Annotated in this window: 14 protein-coding genes; 8 read left to right on the top strand and 6 right to left on the bottom strand. The window is 72.8% G+C overall.

Translation table 11 applies throughout. The annotated features are described in order from the left end of the window. The first annotated feature begins 23 nt into the window (after nt 1–23). Nucleotides 24–1,019 (top strand): stage II sporulation protein M, encoded by a 996-nt coding sequence (locus tag AAEP86_RS15175; protein ID WP_420368130.1) that lies wholly within the window; start codon nt 24–26, stop codon nt 1,017–1,019. A 10-nt stretch (nt 1,020–1,029) separates the two neighbouring features. Here AAEP86_RS15175 and AAEP86_RS15170 read toward each other — a convergent pair whose 3' ends face one another. Genes AAEP86_RS15170 through AAEP86_RS15150 form a run of 5 tightly spaced genes read right to left on the bottom strand, consistent with a single transcriptional unit; the run spans nt 1,030 to nt 6,701 of the window. Then, on the bottom strand, nt 1,030–2,382 hold the full coding sequence (locus AAEP86_RS15170) for a DUF58 domain-containing protein (protein ID WP_420368129.1): 1,353 nt from the start codon (nt 2,380–2,382) through the stop codon (nt 1,030–1,032). Further along, nucleotides 2,382–3,377, bottom strand: coding sequence for an AAA family ATPase (locus tag AAEP86_RS15165; protein WP_420368128.1), 996 nt, complete (start codon nt 3,375–3,377; stop codon nt 2,382–2,384). Before AAEP86_RS15165 ends, AAEP86_RS15170 begins: the two co-directional genes overlap by 1 nt. After that, entirely contained in the window at nt 3,374–4,603 is a 1,230-nt protein-coding gene (locus AAEP86_RS15160; RefSeq protein WP_420368127.1) for a DUF4350 domain-containing protein, read from the bottom strand. The genes AAEP86_RS15165 and AAEP86_RS15160 overlap by 4 nt, the downstream gene beginning before the upstream one ends. Further along, the gene (locus AAEP86_RS15155) at nt 4,600–5,238 is read right to left on the bottom strand and encodes a DUF4129 domain-containing protein (protein WP_420368126.1); all 639 of its coding nucleotides are present in this window, start codon (nt 5,236–5,238) and stop codon (nt 4,600–4,602) included. Before AAEP86_RS15155 ends, AAEP86_RS15160 begins: the two co-directional genes overlap by 4 nt. Beyond that, nucleotides 5,235–6,701 (bottom strand): glycerophosphoryl diester phosphodiesterase membrane domain-containing protein, encoded by a 1,467-nt coding sequence (locus AAEP86_RS15150; protein WP_420368125.1) that lies wholly within the window; start codon nt 6,699–6,701, stop codon nt 5,235–5,237. The genes AAEP86_RS15155 and AAEP86_RS15150 overlap by 4 nt, the downstream gene beginning before the upstream one ends. Nucleotides 6,702–6,847: 146 nt before the next feature. Between AAEP86_RS15150 and mtrA the strand changes: the two genes are divergently transcribed. The 6 genes from mtrA to secA all read left to right on the top strand — a co-directional run bounded on the left by mtrA (nt 6,848) and on the right by secA (nt 15,647). Next, entirely contained in the window at nt 6,848–7,522 is a 675-nt protein-coding gene (gene mtrA / locus AAEP86_RS15145) for an MtrAB system response regulator MtrA (protein WP_420368124.1), read from the top strand. Nucleotides 7,523–7,527: 5 nt separating this feature from the next. Then, nucleotides 7,528–9,264 carry an MtrAB system histidine kinase MtrB gene (gene mtrB, locus AAEP86_RS15140; protein ID WP_420368123.1) on the top strand — a complete coding sequence of 579 codons (1,737 nt, stop codon included), beginning with the start codon at nt 7,528–7,530 and terminating at the stop codon, nt 9,262–9,264. Then, nucleotides 9,264–10,952, top strand: coding sequence for an LpqB family beta-propeller domain-containing protein (locus AAEP86_RS15135; RefSeq protein ID WP_420368122.1), 1,689 nt, complete (start codon nt 9,264–9,266; stop codon nt 10,950–10,952). The genes mtrB and AAEP86_RS15135 overlap by 1 nt, the downstream gene beginning before the upstream one ends. Nucleotides 10,953–11,047: 95 nt before the next feature. Further along, nucleotides 11,048–11,776, top strand: coding sequence for a ComF family protein (locus AAEP86_RS15130; protein ID WP_420368121.1), 729 nt, complete (start codon nt 11,048–11,050; stop codon nt 11,774–11,776). A gap of 219 nt (nt 11,777–11,995) precedes the next feature. Next, complete coding sequence (gene hpf / locus AAEP86_RS15125; protein WP_420368120.1) at nt 11,996–12,709, top strand: ribosome hibernation-promoting factor, HPF/YfiA family; 714 nt, start codon at nt 11,996–11,998, stop codon at nt 12,707–12,709. 151 nt (nt 12,710–12,860) lie between these two features. Continuing rightward, nucleotides 12,861–15,647, top strand: a complete 2,787-nt coding sequence (secA, locus tag AAEP86_RS15120; RefSeq protein WP_420368119.1) for a preprotein translocase subunit SecA — start codon at nt 12,861–12,863, stop codon at nt 15,645–15,647. 138 nt (nt 15,648–15,785) lie between these two features. Here the strand turns inward: secA and AAEP86_RS15115 are convergent, their stop codons facing one another. Further along, nucleotides 15,786–16,196 (bottom strand): Rv3235 family protein, encoded by a 411-nt coding sequence (locus AAEP86_RS15115; RefSeq protein WP_420368118.1) that lies wholly within the window; start codon nt 16,194–16,196, stop codon nt 15,786–15,788. A gap of 114 nt (nt 16,197–16,310) precedes the next feature. On the opposite strand from AAEP86_RS15115, the gene AAEP86_RS15110 reads away from it, so the two are divergent. After that, entirely contained in the window at nt 16,311–17,816 is a 1,506-nt protein-coding gene (locus AAEP86_RS15110) for a sensor histidine kinase (RefSeq protein WP_420368117.1), read from the top strand. Nucleotides 17,817–18,006: the final 190 nt, after the last annotated feature.

Here is an 18,006-nt window from a genome sequence, read left to right as displayed (position 1 = left end):
CGACGGACGAGCGGGGGAGACGCGTGGACCTGGACGCCTACAGCGAGGTGCACCGCGAGCGGTGGCAGGAACTCGACCGGCTGGCCCGTGCCCGGCACCGTTCGGGCGCCGACGTCGACCGGCTCGTGTCCGGCTACCAGGAGGCGGCGACCGACCTCGCCCGGATCCGCCGCGCGGCACCGCGCACCGCCGTCGGGGACCGCCTGTCGCTGACGCTCTTCCGCGCCCGCCTGCGGTTCACCGGCACGCCGGTCGACCCGCTCACCGCGATCACGTCGTTCTTCGTCCTGCAGCTGCCGGCCGCGTTGTACCGGATCCGCTGGGTGACGATCGGCGTCGCACTCGCGACGGCGACGATCGCGGCGGTCGTCGCGGTCTGGATCAGCACGACCCCGGGCGCCACGGCGACCTTCGGCACGCCCGAAGCGCTCCGCCGGTACGCGACGCACGACTTCCAGTCGTACTACTCGGACCACGGGCTCGGGGCGTTCACGGCGCAGGTGTGGACGAACAACGCCTACATCGCTGCGTCGATGGTGGCGTTCGGCATCACGGGGCTGTTCGTCCCGTACTCGATCGGCCAGAACGCGGTCAGCCTCGGCGTCTCCGCGGCGATCATGCACTCCCAGGGACGCCTCGGGGACTTCTTCCGGTACATCGCCCCGCACGGTCAGCTCGAGCTGTACTCGGTGTTCCTGGCGGCGGCGGCCGGCCTGATGATCTTCTGGTCGTGGGTGGCGCCGGGCGCGCGCTCGCGGGCGCAGGCACTCGCCGAGGACGGCCGCGCGCTCATCACCATCGCGATCGGCCTCACCCTGACGCTGCTGCTGTCCGGCATCGTCGAGGGCACCGTAACGCGGCAGGACTGGCCGTGGCCGGTCAAGATCGGCATCGGGACGGTCGCGCTGCTGGCGGTGCTCTGGTACCAGTGGGTGCTCGGCGGCCGCGCCCACCGTGCCGGGGAGCGCGGCGACCTCGAGGAGTTCGAGCGGGGCACGACGACGCTGGTCGCCGGCTGACGTCGCGCCGCTACAGGCGCCCCGTCGCCTTCGCCCGGATGTAGGCGTCGGCGACGAGCGGTGGGAGCGCGTCCGGCATGGCCCGGACCACCTCGGCGCCCGTCCGACGGGCGACGTCCGCGATGCCGTCCGCGTCGAGCAGGGTCCGTTCCGCTGCTGCCCGCCGGTACAGGTCGCGTCCGGCACGGGCCGGGAGGGACGGCGCGCGTCCGCCGCGCGTGCCCGGTCCGGGGGCGGTCGGCGTCAGGGCCCCGCTCGCCATCCGCTGGACGCTCGGGTCGGTGACGCTCGTGACGACGACGGCGTGCCGCCGCGTCAGCCGGGGGAGGACCGCGAGCAGGTCGCCGGACGCGCCGACCGAGTCGAGGCTCGACACGAGCACGACGAGCGCCCGCGAGGTGGTGATCGCGTCGACGACGGCCGGCACCGCGGTCCAGTCGGTCGCGGCGAGGCCGGGTTCGGCCAGCGCCAGGGTCTCGCCGAACCGCTGCACGACGTCGGTGCGGGTCGCGCCGTGCACCCGGCCGCGGACGGCGTCGTCGAGCACGACGAGGTCGACCCGGTCGCCGGCGGCCGCCGCGAGGGCCCCGAGGAGGAGCGCGGACTCGATGAACGTGTCGAGCCGCGGTTCGTCGTCGACGCGGCCGGCGCCGGCGCGCCCCGCGTCCACCACGACGACCACGCGCCGGTCGCGTTCGGGGCGCCAGGTCCGGACCACGAGGTCCTGCCGTCGGGCGGTCGCGCGCCAGTCGATCGAGCGTACGTCGTCCCCGCGCACGTAGTCCCGCAGGGAGTCGAACTCGGTGCCGTGGCCGCGGAGTTGCAGGGTCGTCTCGCCGTCGAGTTCGCGCAGCCGTGCGAGCCGCGACGGCAGGTGACGGCGGGACCGGAACGGCGGGGTGACGACGAGTTCCGCCGGCGCCGCGAGGACCCGCTGGCGGGCCGCGAGCCCGAGCGGACCGAAGGCCCGGACGGCGACGCCGGTGGTGGTGCGGCGACCGCGACGGAACGGGGCGAAGCGCACCCGCGCGGTCCGGCGTTCCCCGGCCGGGACCTGCAGTCGCGTGCGCCCGGGGGTGTGCCCGGCCGACGGCTCCCACATGTCCCGCACTAGTGCGCGGAGGGGCCGGCAACCGTCGTTCGCCAGCACGAGCGTGCCGTCCGCCGTGGTGTCCCGACGTGCCAGGCGCGGCATCCGTCGCTCGACGCGCACGCTGCGGAGGTCGGCGGCGAGCAGCACGTCGAGCGCGCCGGCAGCGACGACCACGGCTGCCCACGCCGCACCCGCCCACCCGGTGCCGAGCAGCACGGTGGGCACGACCGCGACGGCGAGGAGCGCCACGAACCGGCCGGAGATCGCCACTAGATCGGCACCCGGACCTGCTCGAGCACCTGCTGCAGGACACCGTCGGCGCCGACGCCCTCGAGCTCGGCGTCCGCGGCGACCCGGAGGCGGTGCCGCCAGACCGGCAGCAGCATCGCCTGCACGTGGTCCGGAGTGATCGCGTCGTAGCCGGTCAGCCACGCCCACGCCTTCGCGGCCGCGAGCAGTGCGGTGGCGCCGCGGGGACTCACACCGACCCGGACGGACGGCGCCTGTCGGGTCGCCCGGGCGAGGTCCACCATGTAGGCGAGTACGTCGTCGCGGGCGCCGACCGTGCGGACGGCCCGCTGCGCGGCCCTGACCTCGTCGACGCCGAGCACCGGGGTGATGCCGGCGGACCGGACGTCTCGCGGCACGAAGCCGTCTGCGTGGCGACGGAGCACCTGCCACTCCACGTCCCGCGGGGGCACGTCGAGGGTGAGCTTCACGAGGAAGCGGTCGAGCTGCGCCTCGGGCAGCGTGTAGGTGCCCTCGAACTCGATCGGGTTCATGGTCGCGGCGACGAAGAACGGGTCGGGCAGCGGGCGGGCGTCGCCGTCCACGCTGACCTGTCGCTCCTCCATCGCCTCGAGGAGCGCGGACTGCGTCTTCGGCGGTGTGCGGTTCACCTCGTCGGCGAGGAGCACGTTGGTGAAGACAGGACCCTCGCGGAACGGGAACGTGCCCGTCGACGCGTCGTACACGAGCGAACCGGTGACGTCGCCGGGCATCAGGTCCGGGGTGAACTGGATGCGCTTCGTGTCGAGCGACATCGCCGCGGCGAGGCTCCGGACCAGGAGGGTCTTCGCGACGCCGGGGACGCCCTCGAGGAGGACGTGCCCCTGCGCGAGGATGCCGACGATCATCCCGGACACGGCGCCCTCCTGGCCGACGACGGCCTTGCCGACCTCGGCCCGGAGTCGTCCGAAGGCGTCGCGCAACGGATCGCCCGCCGCCTGCTGCGACGGGGTCTGGATGAGGGACGGATCGGTCACGGACGTGCTCCTCGGTGGTCGTGGTCGGTCGTGTTCGTGCCGGCGGTCGCTGCCGCGACGGCGCGTTCGAGTTCGTCGAGTGCGGCCGCACCGGCGACCAGGGCCGGGTCGTCCGCGGCGGGGCCGCCGACGAGCACGGCGCCGACGCGCCCGTCGGGGGTGCCGGTGGCGCGGGCGGCGGCGCGCACGACCTCGTCGACGTGGGCGGAACGTGGGAGGCCGAGTCGTCGACCGATCCGACGGACCGCCGCGATCCGCAGGGTGTCGAGGGCGTGCGTTCGGTCCCGTGTCCGCGCGGCGAGGCGGGCGCGGCCCTCGGTGGTCTCCGCCGCGCGGACCACGACGGGCATCCGCTCGACGACGAGCGGTCCGAGCCGCCGACCCCGCCAGACGCCCGCCGCGACCGCGACGAGGCCGAGCAGCAGCAGGACGGCCGGGACCCACGGCGGTGCGAGGGTGCCGAGGGTCGGCGCCGCGTCGGGTGTCCCCGGGGTCGGGGTGTACCAGGTCAGGGTGTCGTCCGCGCCGAGCAGACCGAGCGCGAGCGCCGCGTCCCCGGCGGTCGTGATCGTGTCGTTGCGGAACGCCGAGGTCGTGCCGACGAGGGTGACGTCGCCGCCGCGGGTCGCCGCGCGGACGATGCCGTACGCGCGGTCGTCCCCGCTGCCGGTGGGGGCGCAGAACGTGGTGCCGGCGCGGGCGGTCCCGCCGTCGGGCACCCGGTAGGCGACCCCGCCGGTGGTTACGCGACGTGCGGCGGCGACCGCCGGGACGTCGCAGCGGCGGGTGGACACGGTGTCGGTGCCGTCGACCTGCGCGGCGGGCTCGACGTCCAGGTCGAACGCGTCCAGCACGGCACTCCCGGTGGAGACGAGGACGACGTGGGACGCCTCGCGTCCGATCCGTCGGGCGACGGCGGGGTTGAGCACGCCCTGCGCGTCGTCGACGAACACGGTGCCACCGGTGACGTCGTCCGCACGGTCGACGACGCGGACGTCGGTCCCCTGCTGCTCGAGGACCCGGACGAGGGCCTTCGAACCGCTCGCGGCGGCCGACGTCGGGTCCAGCTCTGCTCGTGCCGGCCCGTCGCCGCCGCGCACGACGGCGGTGAGCACGGCGAGGAGCAGCCCGACCAGGACGACCGCGACCCAGAAGCCGGCGCGACGACGGCGGGCACCGTGCCCAGGTGTGTCGGCGACCGCGGGTGCCGACGTGGTGGCGGTCACGCGGGCACCGCCGAGGACGTCGTGCGGGCGGGGCGTGCGGTCCGGACCGCCTGCTCGGTGTCGAGGACGTCGCGCGCGGCGGCCTCGGTGGCGTCGAGCCCGAGGTAGCGGACGTCGTCGAAGGTCACGGCGGCGCGGTCGAGACGCTCCGCCTCGGCCGGGAAGACCGCGGCGGCGCGTGCGGCGATGGCCCGCGCCGTCGCTCCCGGCACGTCGGGGACGAGGTCGCGTTCGCCGAGGCCTCGGGCGATGGCCCGGTACCCGTCGAGCACCGCGCGCGACCAGTCGCCGGACCGCAGTGCCGCACGCGCTTCGTCGGCGATCGCGCGCGCGGGCCGGAGGTCGTCGTCGTCGAACACTCCGCCGAGGTCGGAACCGGCGGTTCGGGCACGACGGCGGGGGAACCCGCGGGCGACGACCACGAGGACCACCACGGCGACGAGCGCGACGACGGCGACCGCGAGCAGCGTGTGTGCGACGGCGGGCGAGCCGAGGCCGTCCGCCCGGAACGACCCGAGCCAGTCGAGCACCGCGCGCGAGGCACGGTCCCACCACGTCACGTGCGCGCCGTCGTACTCGGAGCGCTCGAGCTCGCGCTGCAGGAGGCGTCGGGCCTCGTCCGGGTCGACCGTCATGCGCGGTCGTCCGGCGGGAACCGGCCGGGTGCGCCACCCCACTGCTGCGGTGCCTGCTGCTGGCCGGGCCACGGCTGCTGTGGCGCCTGCTGCTGGCCTGGCCACGGCTGTGGTGCCTGCTGATGCGGACCGGGCCACGGCTGTGGTGCCTGCCCCGGCCACTGCTGCCCGGACCACGGCTGCCCCGGCCACTGCTGCGCACCGGGCCACGGCGGACGCACCACCTGCGGTGCCGGTGCGAACGGGTCGGTCGGCTGCCCGGTCTCGAGGTGGGACGCGATCCGCTGGTCGAGCGCCTCGGTCCGGATGCGCCGGTCGATCGCCAGGAACGTGGTCACCGACGCGCTGAGCACGTCCGTGATGCACTGCACGGCGATGCCGAGCAGGCTGCCGACGACGACCGCGACCACCCCGGCCACCCCGACGCCGGTCGCCGCGTCGGTCTGCCCGAGCGGGTCGAAGGTCCCGCCGACCAGCGCCGCGCCGATGGTGAGCGGGAAGGACGCGATCGAGACGGCGAACCCGAACATCGCGTGCACGAGCAGCAGGATGCCGAACGTGCGCCAGAACGCTCCGCGGGTCAGTCGCCAGGACTGCGCGGCGGCGGCGAACACCGAGCGACCCTCCAGGGCGATGGTCGGGACGGTCAGGACGAACTTCGTGCCGAGCCACGCCAGCAGGACGCCGAGTCCGGCGCCGAGCCCGAGGATCGCGGCGACGTAGCCCCACGCGTTCGACCGGCCGGCCGCGAGCGAGGCGACGAACCCGACGAGCAGCAGGACGAACACGATCCCGATGACGAGCCCGGCCGCGAGCTGCAGCAGGATCCAGGCGACGACGGACCAGCGCCGTCCCGCCAGGAGCGCCCAGAGCCCGCGGAACGTCGCCCGACGGCCGAGCACGCGCTGCCCGGTGTCCGCGGCGACCGGCGCGACGAGGAAGCCCCGCCCGAGGTACGCGAGGAAGGGCAGGCCCGTGGACAGCACCAGCCAGAGCGTGAACGAGCCCGCCATGATCGACGCACTGCCGCTGCCGCCGTCCACCGCGGAGAGCATGCGCGACTGGAGGGCCCGCTGACCGAAGGTGCTGACGAGGGTCGACAGCAGGCCGAGGACGCCGCTCAGCAGGACGCTCCACGCCAGGAGCACGCGGGCATTCCGACGGAACACCGTGAACGCGCCGGCCAGGACGTCACCGAGCCCGAGCGGACGGAGCGGGACGACCGGTCGGGAGCCCGCCGGCGGACGCAGCGGGGGCTGCGGGCCCTGCTGCGACCCGGGACCGGGCCACCCACCGGACGGCTGCTGTCCGCCGGGCTGCTGCGCGCCTCCAGGACCGAACGCGCCGGGCCCGGACCCCTCGGGCCCGCCAGGGCCGCCGGATGCACGCGGCCCACCGGATGCACCCGGCCCGCCGGATCCAGCCGGCCCACCGGACCCACCCGGTACCTGCCAATCGGACATCGCCGCCCCCTCGTCGTCCTCGACCGCGCAGCGAGAGCCCGGTCGACTCCCATCCTGTCGGAAAACGCCGGTCGACGGGGCCTCGGCTATCGTGAGGGATCAGGTGCGACCCGGCACCACCGCACGTCACACGGAGTCCACATCACATGACACCGCGCATCCTCGTCGTCGACGACGACCAGGCCCTCGCCGAGATGATCGGCATCGTCCTCCGCTCCGAGGGCTACGAGCCAGAGTTCAGCGCTGACGGCAACGACGCCGTCGACGCGTTCCACAGCACGAAGCCCGACCTGGTGCTCCTCGACGTCATGCTCCCGGGCATCGACGGCATCGAGGTGTGCAAGCGCATCCGCGCCGAGAGCGGGACGCCGATCATCATGCTCACGGCCCGGGGAGACACCGCCGACGTGGTCGCCGGCCTCGAGAACGGCGCCGACGACTACGTGGTGAAGCCGTTCAACCCGAAGGAGCTCGTCGCCCGCATCCGGACGCGGCTCCGGCCCTCGGCGACCGACGCGACGGTGCTGCACGTCGGCGACCTCACGGTCGACGTCGCCGGGCACGAGGTCCGCCGCGGCGACGCGGTGATCGCGCTCACGCCGCTCGAGTTCGACCTGCTGCGCGCGCTCTCCGAGAAGCCGAACCAGGTCTTCACGCGCGAGATGCTCCTCGAGCAGGTCTGGGGCTACCACTACAAGGCGGACACCCGCCTGGTGAACGTGCACGTGCAGCGCCTCCGCGCGAAGATCGAGCACGACCCCGACAACCCGAAGATCGTCACCACGGTGCGCGGCGTCGGGTACCGGGCCGGCGGGGCCTGAGCACCGTGCCGTCCGGAGCGGGGACGGCCGCGACCGGAGCGGCCACCACGGCGTCCGGCCCGGTGACGACCGCGTCCGGGCGCGGGGCCTCCGGCCGCGGGGGATCGGGTCGGGTCCGCCGACGGCTCCGTCGCTGGCTCCGCCGCGGCTGGCGCCCGGTCGCGTACCTGTGGCGCCGGTCCCTGATGTTCCGGTCCGTCGCGATCACGGTGATGACCACCGGCCTCGCGATCGCGATCATCGGCACGGCCGTCATGATCAGCATCTCGAACAACGTCTACGCGCAGCGCCGCGACCAGATCGAGGCCGAGTCGGCACGGGCCACGATCGTGGCGCAGGGGATCTTCGACGCCGCGACCGCCGGCGAGGACACGAACCAGACCGAGCTCGAGACGTTGCAGAACGAGGCGCAGCAGGCGATCCTGTCGAACACGACGAGCCCGGGGGGCACGAGCCTCGCCATCGAGCGCAGCCCCGACCAGACCGCCCCGCAGTCGCTGCAGACGGTGGCCACACCGGACTTCCCGGACGCCGCGATCAGTGACGCCCTCCGCAAGGCGGTCGGCAAGGACACCGGCAAGGTGAGCCTGCAGCCCGTCCGGATCGAGAAGGACGGCCGCACCGAGCCCGGTCTCGCGGTCGGCTCGACGCTGCAGATCCCGAGCGCCGGACAGTACGAGCTCTACCTCGTCTACGACCTCTCCGACGCGCAGCAGACCCTCGACTTCGTGTCGCAGACACTGTCGATCGGCGGCGTCGCGCTGATGGTCCTCATCGCCCTGGTGACCTCCCTCGTCGTGCGCCTGGTCGTCGTGCCGATCCGCGGCGCCGCCGAGACGAGCCGGAAGATCGCGGCCGGGCGGCTCGACGAGCGCATCCCGGTGCGCGGGAACGACGACATCGCCACGCTGGCGCGGAGCTTCAACGGCATGGCGGACGCCGTGAGCCGGCAGATCACCCAGCTCGCCGAGCTCTCCCGCGTGCAGCAGCGCTTCGTCTCCGACGTGTCGCACGAGCTCCGCACCCCGCTCACGACGATCCGGCTCGCCGGCGACATGCTGTACGACTCCCGGCACGCCTTCGAGCCGTCCGTCGGCCGGTCCGCCGAGCTGCTGCACACCCAGGTCGAACGCTTCGAGCTCCTGCTCGCCGACCTCCTCGAGATCTCCCGCTTCGACGCGCAGGCCGTGCAGCTCGACCCCGAACCCGTCATCCCGGCGGCGCTCGCCACCGACATCGTCGACGAGTTCCGGCCGCTGGCGGAACGGGCGGGCATCGACCTGCAGCTAGTCACCCCCGGCGGCCACACCACGATGCAGCTCGACGCGAAGCGCGTCCGGCGCATCCTCCGCAACCTCGTCGGGAACGCGATCGAGCACGGCGACGCCCGACCCGTGCAGGTCGTCGTCGACAGCGACGCCCGGAGCGTCGCCATCGCCGTGCGCGACCAGGGCATCGGCATGCCGCCGGAGGACGCCGCACGGGTGTTCGACCGGTTCTGGCGTGCGGACCCGAGCCGGAAGCGCACCATCGGCGGCACCGGGCTCGGACTCGCGATCTCGCTCGGCGACGCGAACCTGCACGGCGGCCGGATCGACGTCTGGTCCCGTCCCGGCGAGGGGTCCACGTTCGTGCTGACCCTCCCGCGCAACGAGCGCGTCGAGGTCACGACCTCCGCCATCCCGCTGCCCGAACTCGACGAGTCGTACGACGGCCCCCGCGCCGTCCGGGAGGACGACTGATGCGCGCCCGACTCCGACTCCGACACGTCCTGGCCGTGGCGCTCGCCGCGGTGACCCTCGTCGCCCTCTCCGCCTGCGCGGCGATCCCCACCGACGGCCCGGTCCGGTCCGGGCAGACCATCAAGGACGAGTCCGTCTCCGGCATCGACTACCGGCCGTACAAGCCGGTCCCCGGTTCCGACCAGACCGCGATCCTCCGCGGGTTCATCGCAGCCGGCACCGGCGCTGCCGACGACTACGCCGTGGCGCGGCAGTTCCTGGCGTCCGGCTTCTCCGAGAAGTGGAACCCGCGCCGGGGCGTGACGATCCGCGACGGCAACGCCACGGTCGAGCGCGTGGGCGACGGGGAGCTCAGCTACACGCTCACCGCGAGCGCGGCGGTCGACGCGGACGGCGAGTACACGCAGGCCGTGCGCCCGACCACGACGACGTTGACCTTCCAGTTCACGCGGGAGCACGGGGAGTGGCGCATCGCCTACGCGCCGGACGGGATCATCCTGTCGCCGGTCAACTTCGAGTCGATCTTCCAGCAGCACGCCCTGTACTTCTTCGACCCCACCTACCGGTTCCTCGTGCCGGACGAGCGGTGGTTCCTCGCGCGGTCGTCGACGAGCACCCGGATCGCGAGCGCGTTGCTCGCCGGCCCCGCCGACTGGCTCAAGGGCGCCGTCGTCTCGTCCTTCCCGGAGGGGACGCAGCTCTCGCTGAACACCGTGACGATCGACGACGGCACCGCGCTCGTCGACCTGTCGACCGATGCGCTCCGGGCGAGCAGTCAGGACAAGGTGCGGATGCGGGAGCAGCTCAGCCGGTCGCTGGCGTCCGTCGCCACCGTGTCCTCCGTCGCGATCACCGCCGAGGGTGCGCCCTTCTCGGTGCCCGACGCGAGCGGGTCCGGTGCCCAGGTGAACCCGGACATCGACGCGCGCCCGCTCGTCGCCCGCGGACAGTCGGTCGGGTACGCCGCCCCGGCGTCCGACAAGATCGCCGAGCTCGGCAACGGCCTGGGGGACGAGATCGCCGGTCTCGACCCGTCCTCGTTCGCCCTGTCCGCGTCCGGCACCGCCGCGGTCGTCGGCAACGACGACGGCGTCTTCGTGGTCCGGTCGCAGCAACACCTGCGGGTGGACGCGACCGACCGACTCGTCCCGCCGTCGATCGACGACCTGGGCTTCGCCTGGGTCGGGTCCTCGACCGACACCCGGAAGGTCACCGCCTACGGTCTCCGCGGCGATCCGCACACGGTCTCGACCACCCTGCCGAAGGGCGAGCTGGTGTCGTTCCAGGTCTCCCGCGACTCGACGCGGGCGCTCGCCCTCATCCAGACGAACGACGGCCCCAGCCTGTACGTGATGGGGATCGTCCGCGCCTCCGACCGCACGCCGACCGGGCTCGGTCCGCCGGTCCGGGTGCAGGCGGCGACCGGGGACGCCGTCGGCGCGGCGTGGATCAACGACTCCGACATCGCGTCGGTCGGGCAGACGGCCAACGGGTCGGACGTGGTGCGGACGACCGTCGGTGGGCAGTCGAGCACGCTGCCGAAGCCGGACGGCCGCGCGACCGCGATCGCCGGTGGCAGCGCCGGGTCCATGCTGCTCCGGACCTCGGACGGCTCGGTCCTGCAGTCCAGCGGCGGCGGGTGGCAGACCACGGGCGTCACGGCGGACGTGCTCGGCGTCCAGCGCTGACGCCGGCTCCTCCACAGGGCGTCGGCCGGGAGGCGCGTCCACCGACGAGCGGACCGGCTCGGTCCGGCAGCGGGGTCGCCCCCACCCTGGTGGTCGTGACGACGAGCGACCGACCGTGGCAGGACGCCGCCCTCGCCGTGCTCGGGATCGTGCTGCCGGTCGCCTGCGCGGGGTGCGGGGCACCCGACCGTGCCCTGTGCCGCGCGTGCCGGGCCGTCCTCGACGCGGAACCCCGTCGCGTGCGCCTCGTGGCCGGGGTGCGGATGGACGCGGCGTTCGAGTACGGCGGCCTCGTCCGCACGCTGCTCCTCGAGCTGAAGCTCCGCGGTCGCGTCGACCTCGCACGCCCGCTCGCCCTGCGGTTCGGTGCCCTGGTGCGACGGGCGCTCGCCGAGGCCCCGCCGGGCACGGTCGTGCTCCGGGTCCCGCCGTCCCCGCGCGGAGCCCGGCGGCGCGGCTTCGACCCGGTGGTCCTGCTGCTCGCCCGTGGCGGCGTCGTGCGACCGCGGGCGCTGCGCCGGGTGACCGCGCGGGTCGGGTGGTGGCCTGCGGCCGTGGTCGGATCGTGGTGGGCTCCTGCTGCGGGCGGTGGCGCCGGGCCTGTGCCGGACCGGGCGGGGCGGGGCCAGAAGGAGCGTTCGGCCGTCGAGCGCGTCGCGGCGACCGTCGGCTCGCTGCGCGCGGTGGGCGTCGCCGACCGGACCGTGGTGGTGGTCGACGACGTCGTGACGACCGGGGTGACGATGGCCGAGGCCGTCCGCGCGGTGCGGGCCGCGGGCGGGCGGGTGGTGCGGTGCGTCGCGGTGGCGAGCGTGGACGAGTGAGCCGGGCCGGGGCCGGGGCCGGGGCCGTCGGTGCCGTCCGTCGCGCCGTCCGGCGGCGGGGATCGGTGAACGCTCGGTGACCACTGTGTGTCCGGTGGGTGTCCGGGCCGACTCACCCGGAACGCGTGACGCCGGGCTCCGGTCGGGTCTAGCCTCGCGGCAAGGCGTTCGGGATCGCCGGATGGAGGCGACGCGCTGAGTCTGGATGGGAGCCGCCACATGGACGTGACGATCACGGGCCGGAACGTCGGGGTCACCGACCGATTCCGCACCTACGTCGAACAGAAGTCCGAGAAGATCGACGTGCTCGCCGACCGCGCCCTCGCCTTCGAGGTGCGCATCAGCCGCCACCACGAGAAGTCGGGCGGCTCCGGGGGCGAGGACCGCGTCGAGCTCACGTTGATCGGCCCCGGACCGCTCGTGCGGGCGGAGTCCGCGGCCTCGGACAAGTACGCCGCCTTCGACCTGGCCTTCGCGCGCATCACGGAACGCCTCCGCCGGGCGCGGGACCGCCGCAAGGTGCACCGCGGGCGCCACAGCCCGACGTCGGTCGCCGAGGCGTCCGGCACCGGGTTCGAGCGGATGGGGATCGTCCCCGCCGACGGCAAGCTCATCGAGGACGTCGCCACCGGCGCGGTGCCGGTCGTCGACGACCAGAACGACGACGACACCGAGGTGTACAGCCCCGTGGTCATCCGCCACAAGGTGTTCGAGGCCGCCCCCATGACGGTCGACGACGCGCTCTACTTCATGGAGCTCGTCGGGCACGACTTCTACCTCTTCGTCGACGCGGAGACGCGGCGGCCGAGCGTGGTCTACCGCCGGAAGGGCTGGGACTACGGCGTCATCGGCATCGACGACGCGACGACGGGCGGAGCCGGAGCCGGAGCGGCGGCGCGGTCCGAGACCGAACCGGCCGCGGCGATCGCCTGACCCTCGCCCGACCACCGATCCGGGTGTGCGCGGTCCGTTCGCGGGCCGCGCACACCCGTGCCGCTCCCAGCACCCGGCTCGACCGGGTTGCTAGCATGACTGGCTGTTCGCATCGCGCAGGTCGCGCGTGACGATCTCGTAAGGAGCTCACGTGGCAAACGTGCTGGAGAAGGTCCTCCGCATCGGTGAAGGACGCACCCTCCGCCGGCTGAAGGCGTACGCCTCGGCCATCAACGACCTCGAGGACGACTTCGCGAGTCTCAGCGACGACGAGCTCCAGGACGAGACCAAGGAGCTCCGCGAGCGGTACGCCAACGGAGAGACCCTCGACGACCTCCTGCCCGAGGCGTTCGCCGCCGTGCGCGAGGCCGCCAAGCGGACCCTCGGCATGCGGCACTTCGACGTGCAGCTCATGGGTGGCGCGGCGCTCCACCTCGGCAACATCGCCGAGATGAAGACCGGTGAGGGCAAGACCCTCGTCGCCACGACCGCCGCCTACCTCAACGCGATCCCGTCGCGCGGCGTGCACGTCATCACCGTGAACGACTTCCTCGCGTCGTACCAGTCCGAGATCATGGGCCGCGTCTTCCGCGCCCTGGGCATGTCGACCGGCTGCATCATCGCGAACCAGTCGCCGGCCGAGCGCCGCGAGCAGTACGCCGCGGACATCACGTACGGCACGAACAACGAGTTCGGGTTCGACTACCTCCGCGACAACATGGCCTGGCAGTCCTCTGACATGGTCCAGCGTGGTCACTACTTCGCCATCGTCGACGAGGTCGACTCGATCCTCATCGACGAGGCCCGCACGCCGCTCATCATCTCCGGCCCCTCCTCGGGCGAGGCGAACCGCTGGTTCACGGAGTTCGCCTCCATCGCCACCCGTCTCACCCCGGGCGAGGACTACGAGGTCGACGAGAAGAAGCGCACCGTCGGCGTGCTCGAGCCCGGCATCGAGAAGGTCGAGGACTACCTCGGCATCGACAACCTCTACGAGTCGGCGAACACGCCGCTCATCTCGTTCCTCAACAACTCCATCAAGGCCGTCGCCCTGTTCAAGAAGGACAAGGACTACGTCGTGATGAACGGCGAGGTCCTCATCGTCGACGAGCACACCGGCCGCATCCTGATGGGCCGCCGCTACAACGAGGGCATCCACCAGGCGATCGAGGCGAAGGAGGGTGTCGAGGTCAAAGCCGAGAACCAGACCCTCGCCACCGTGACCCTGCAGAACTACTTCCGCCTCTACCAGAAGCTCTCCGGCATGACGGGTACCGCCGAGACCGAGGCGGCCGAGTTCATGTCGACGTACAAGCTCGGCGTCGTCCCGATCCCGACGAACAAGCCGATGCAGCGCATCGACCAGACCGACCTCGTCTACAAGAACGAGAAGGCGAAGTTCGAGCAGGTCGCCGAGGACATCGCCGAGCGGCACGAGAAGGGCCAGCCGGTCCTCGTCGGCACCACGAGCGTCGAGAAGTCCGAGTACCTGTCGAAGCTCCTCGCCAAGAAGGGCGTGAAGCACGAGGTCCTAAACGCGAAGAACCACGCCCGCGAAGCGGCGATCGTCGCGCAGGCGGGTCGCCTCGGCGCCGTGACGGTCGCGACGAACATGGCCGGCCGTGGCACCGACATCATGCTCGGCGGCAACTCCGAGTTCCTCGCCGTGCAGGAGATGCACGCCAAGGGGCTCTCACCGACGGAGACGCCGGAGGAGTACGAGGCCGAGTGGGACGACGTGTTCGCCCGCGTCAAGGCCGAGATCAAGGAAGAGGGCGACAAGGTCCGCGAAGCCGGCGGCCTGTACGTCCTCGGCACCGAGCGGCACGAGTCGCGCCGCATCGACAACCAGCTGCGCGGTCGTTCCGGCCGTCAGGGCGACCCGGGCGAGAGCCGCTTCTACCTGTCGCTGACCGACGACCTCATGCGTCTGTTCAACTCCGGTGCCGCCGAGAGCCTGATGGGCCGCTCGAACGTCCCCGACGACCTGGCGATCGAGAACAAGCTCGTCGGGCGCGCGATCCGCTCGGCGCAGGCGCAGGTCGAGGGCCGGAACGCCGAGATCCGCAAGAACGTCCTCAAGTACGACGACGTCCTGAACCGCCAGCGCGAGGCCATCTACAGCGACCGCCGCCACATCCTCGAGGGCGACGACATCAACGACCGCGCGCAGGCGTTCCTCAAGAGCGTGGTCGACGACGTCATCGACTCGCACACCGGCGAGGGCAACGCGGACGACTGGGACCTCGACGCGATGTGGACGGAGCTCGGCACGCTGTTCCCGATCTCCATCTCCATCGACGAGGTCATCACCGAGGCCGGTTCCAAGGGCAAGGCGACGCGCGAGTTCCTCGGCCGCGAGATCCTGTCGGACGCCCAGCTCGCCTACCAGAAGCGCGAGGAGCTCCTCGGCGACGAGGCGATGCGCGAGCTCGAGCGCCGCGTGGTGCTCTCCGTCATCGACCGCCGGTGGCGCGACCACCTCTACGAGATGGACTACCTCAAGGACGGCATCGGCCTCCGGGCGATGGCGCAGCGCGACCCGCTGGTCGAGTACCAGCGCGAGGGCTACGCCCTGTTCCAGAGCATGATGGGGCAGATCCGCGAAGAGTCGGTCGGGTACCTCTTCAACCTCGAGGTCCAGGTGCAGTCCGACGGCGAGAACGCGGTCATCGAGGCCAAGGGCCTCGGCGAGGACGAGGTCTCCGGACTCGAGTACTCCGCACCGTCGATCGACGGCGAGGTCGAGGTCCGCGACGAGCGGGGCCGCCTCGAGCAGGCCGCCACGGCCCGCGCCCAGAAGGCCCAGGCCGAAGCAGAGGCCGAGGCGGCAGCGGGTCCCGAGCAGGGTTCCGCGTTCGGCAACGCGGCGACCGCCTCCGGTCAGGCCGCGGCGAGCAACCGCGCAGAGCGTCGGCAGGCCGCGAAGAAGGGCTGACCCCGGCACCTCCACAGAGACAGGTGCGTCACCGTTCCACGGTGACGCACCTGTTTCGTTTCCGGGGGTCGGGACGCCGGGCGCCCGGAGTGCGGGCGCAGGTTGCCCGGGGCGCAGGTCGGTGGTGGCCGCTGGTCCCTAGAGGACGCCGATCGCCGTCGCCCGCCAGCGCCCCTGCCGTTCCTCGAGCCGCATCGCGACCGCCCGTGCGTGGCTCCGGGTGTGCACGACGACAGCGGCCTCGGCGACGCCGTCCGCCGGCCGGCACACGACGACGCTGCCCACCCGCAGGAGCGCCCGTGCCCGGGATCGACCGCCGAGCTGCCGGGCGCGAGCAGCCACCGCAGCGCGCTGTTGCAGGTGTCGGTGCACGTCGTCCGTGATCCACCGCGCGATGCTGTCGACCTCACGCGCGCCGGTCAGGATCTCCGCCACGCACAGCCCCAGCGCCCGGGCGGTGTCGTGCGCGTCCGTCGGCTGGGGGACCACGGTGAGTCTCGCGGTCGTCCTCGTCTCGGCGTCGGCGATGCGACGTGCTTCCTCGGCCACGCTGCCCCTTTCCTCAGGGTGAGCGTAGAGGGAGTGCAACATGAGAAATATGACAGCGTCAGGGCTGTGGACGGCGCGACGTTCTCCACAGCGCCTCGCACCTAGACTGTCGAGGTGTCGACCCTCAGTGACCTCGTCCTCGCACAAGGCCGTTCCTCCGAAGCCGACGTCGAATGGCTGCACCTGCTCGTCGGTGACTGGCAGCTGCTCGCCGACCTGTCCTTCGCCGACATGGTGCTGTGGGTACCGACGGCCGAGGACGGCTCGTTCGTCGCCGTCGCGCACGCCCGGCCGAGCTCGGCGGCGACGCTGTTCTACCGCGACATCGTCGGGCAGGAGATCCGCGAGGAGTGGCGCGAGCAGGTCACCGAGTGCTTCGCCGGAGCGAAGGTCGTCGACTCCGCCGAGCCGGACTGGTACGAGGACACCCCGACCCGTGTGCGCGCGATCCCGGTGCTCCGCCGCCTCAGCGCGAACAGCGCCCAGACCACGGAGCGCCCGATCGCCGTCGTCACCCGACACTCGAACCAGGACGAGATGCGGACCCCGAGCCGCCAGGAGCTCAACTTCACCGCGAGCGCGAACGATCTGTTCGGCATGATCGCGACCGGCGACTTCCCGGACATCGGTGCCCCCGCCGGCCCCCGCCGTGGTGCCCCGCGCGCGAGCGACGGACTGCTGCGCCTCGACACGAACGGCATCGTCACGTTCGCGAGCCCGAACGGACTCAGCGCGTTCAACCGGATGGGGTTCGAGGGGGAGCTCGAGCGGAAGTCCCTCGCCGAGGTCACCACCGAGCTCATCGGGTCGCAGCTCGAGGTCGACGAGTCCCTGCCGCTCGTCGTCACCGGACGGGCCCCGTGGCGCGCCGACATCGAGTCGAAGGGCGTGACGGTGTCGCTCCGCTCGATCCCGCTGCGCGACCACGGCGACCGCATCGGCGCGATCGTGCTGTGCCGCGACGTCTCGGAGCTCCGGCACCAGGAGCGTGAGCTCATCACGAAGGACGCGACGATCCGCGAGATCCACCACCGCGTCAAGAACAACCTGCAGACCGTCGCGTCGCTGCTCCGCATCCAGGCACGGCGGACGCACTCGGACGAGGCACGCACGTCACTGCAGAACGCCATGCGCCGGGTCGCGGCGATCGCCGTCGTGCACGACACGCTGTCGAGCGGACTGAGCCAGAACGTCGACTTCGACGAGGTGTTCGACTCCGTGCTCAAGCTCGTCACCGAGGTCGCGGCGTCCCACAACACGACCGTGCGGCCGAAGAAGACCGGGGAGTTCGGCGTCCTGCCCTCCGAGGCGGCCACCCCGCTCGCGCTCGGGCTCACCGAGCTCGTCACGAACGCCGTCGAGCACGGTCTGGACGGGCGCGACGGCGAGGTCGAGATCGTCGCCGAGCGCTTCGACGACCACCTCGACATCCAGGTCCGCGACAACGGCGTGGGCTTGCCCGAGGGCAAGGTCGGGTCGGGCCTCGGCACGCAGATCGTCCGCACACTCATCCAGGGCGAGCTCGGCGGCACGATCGACTGGCACACCCTGACCGGCAGCGGCACCGAGGTGACGATCACCATCCCGTTCCGCTGGCTGACGGCCGCCGGCGCCGCCTAACCGCACGCTCGACGACGACGTCGATCCACGGATCCGACGTGGAACCAGGCTGACGTCCTGGTTCCACGTCGGACCCGTGGTTCGACTCGGCTCGACCGCTCGACCGCTCGACCGCTCGACCGCTCGACCGCGCGCACGGCGCCGGTGCCCGCACACGACGACGCCCGTCGCTCCCCGGGGGAGCGACGGG

The sequence above is a fragment of the Curtobacterium sp. L1-20 genome, assembly GCF_048755855.1.
Lineage (GTDB): Bacteria > Actinomycetota > Actinomycetes > Actinomycetales > Microbacteriaceae > Curtobacterium.
Note: the sequence above shows the minus strand (reverse complement) of the source record. Positions and strands in the feature narration are given on the sequence as shown.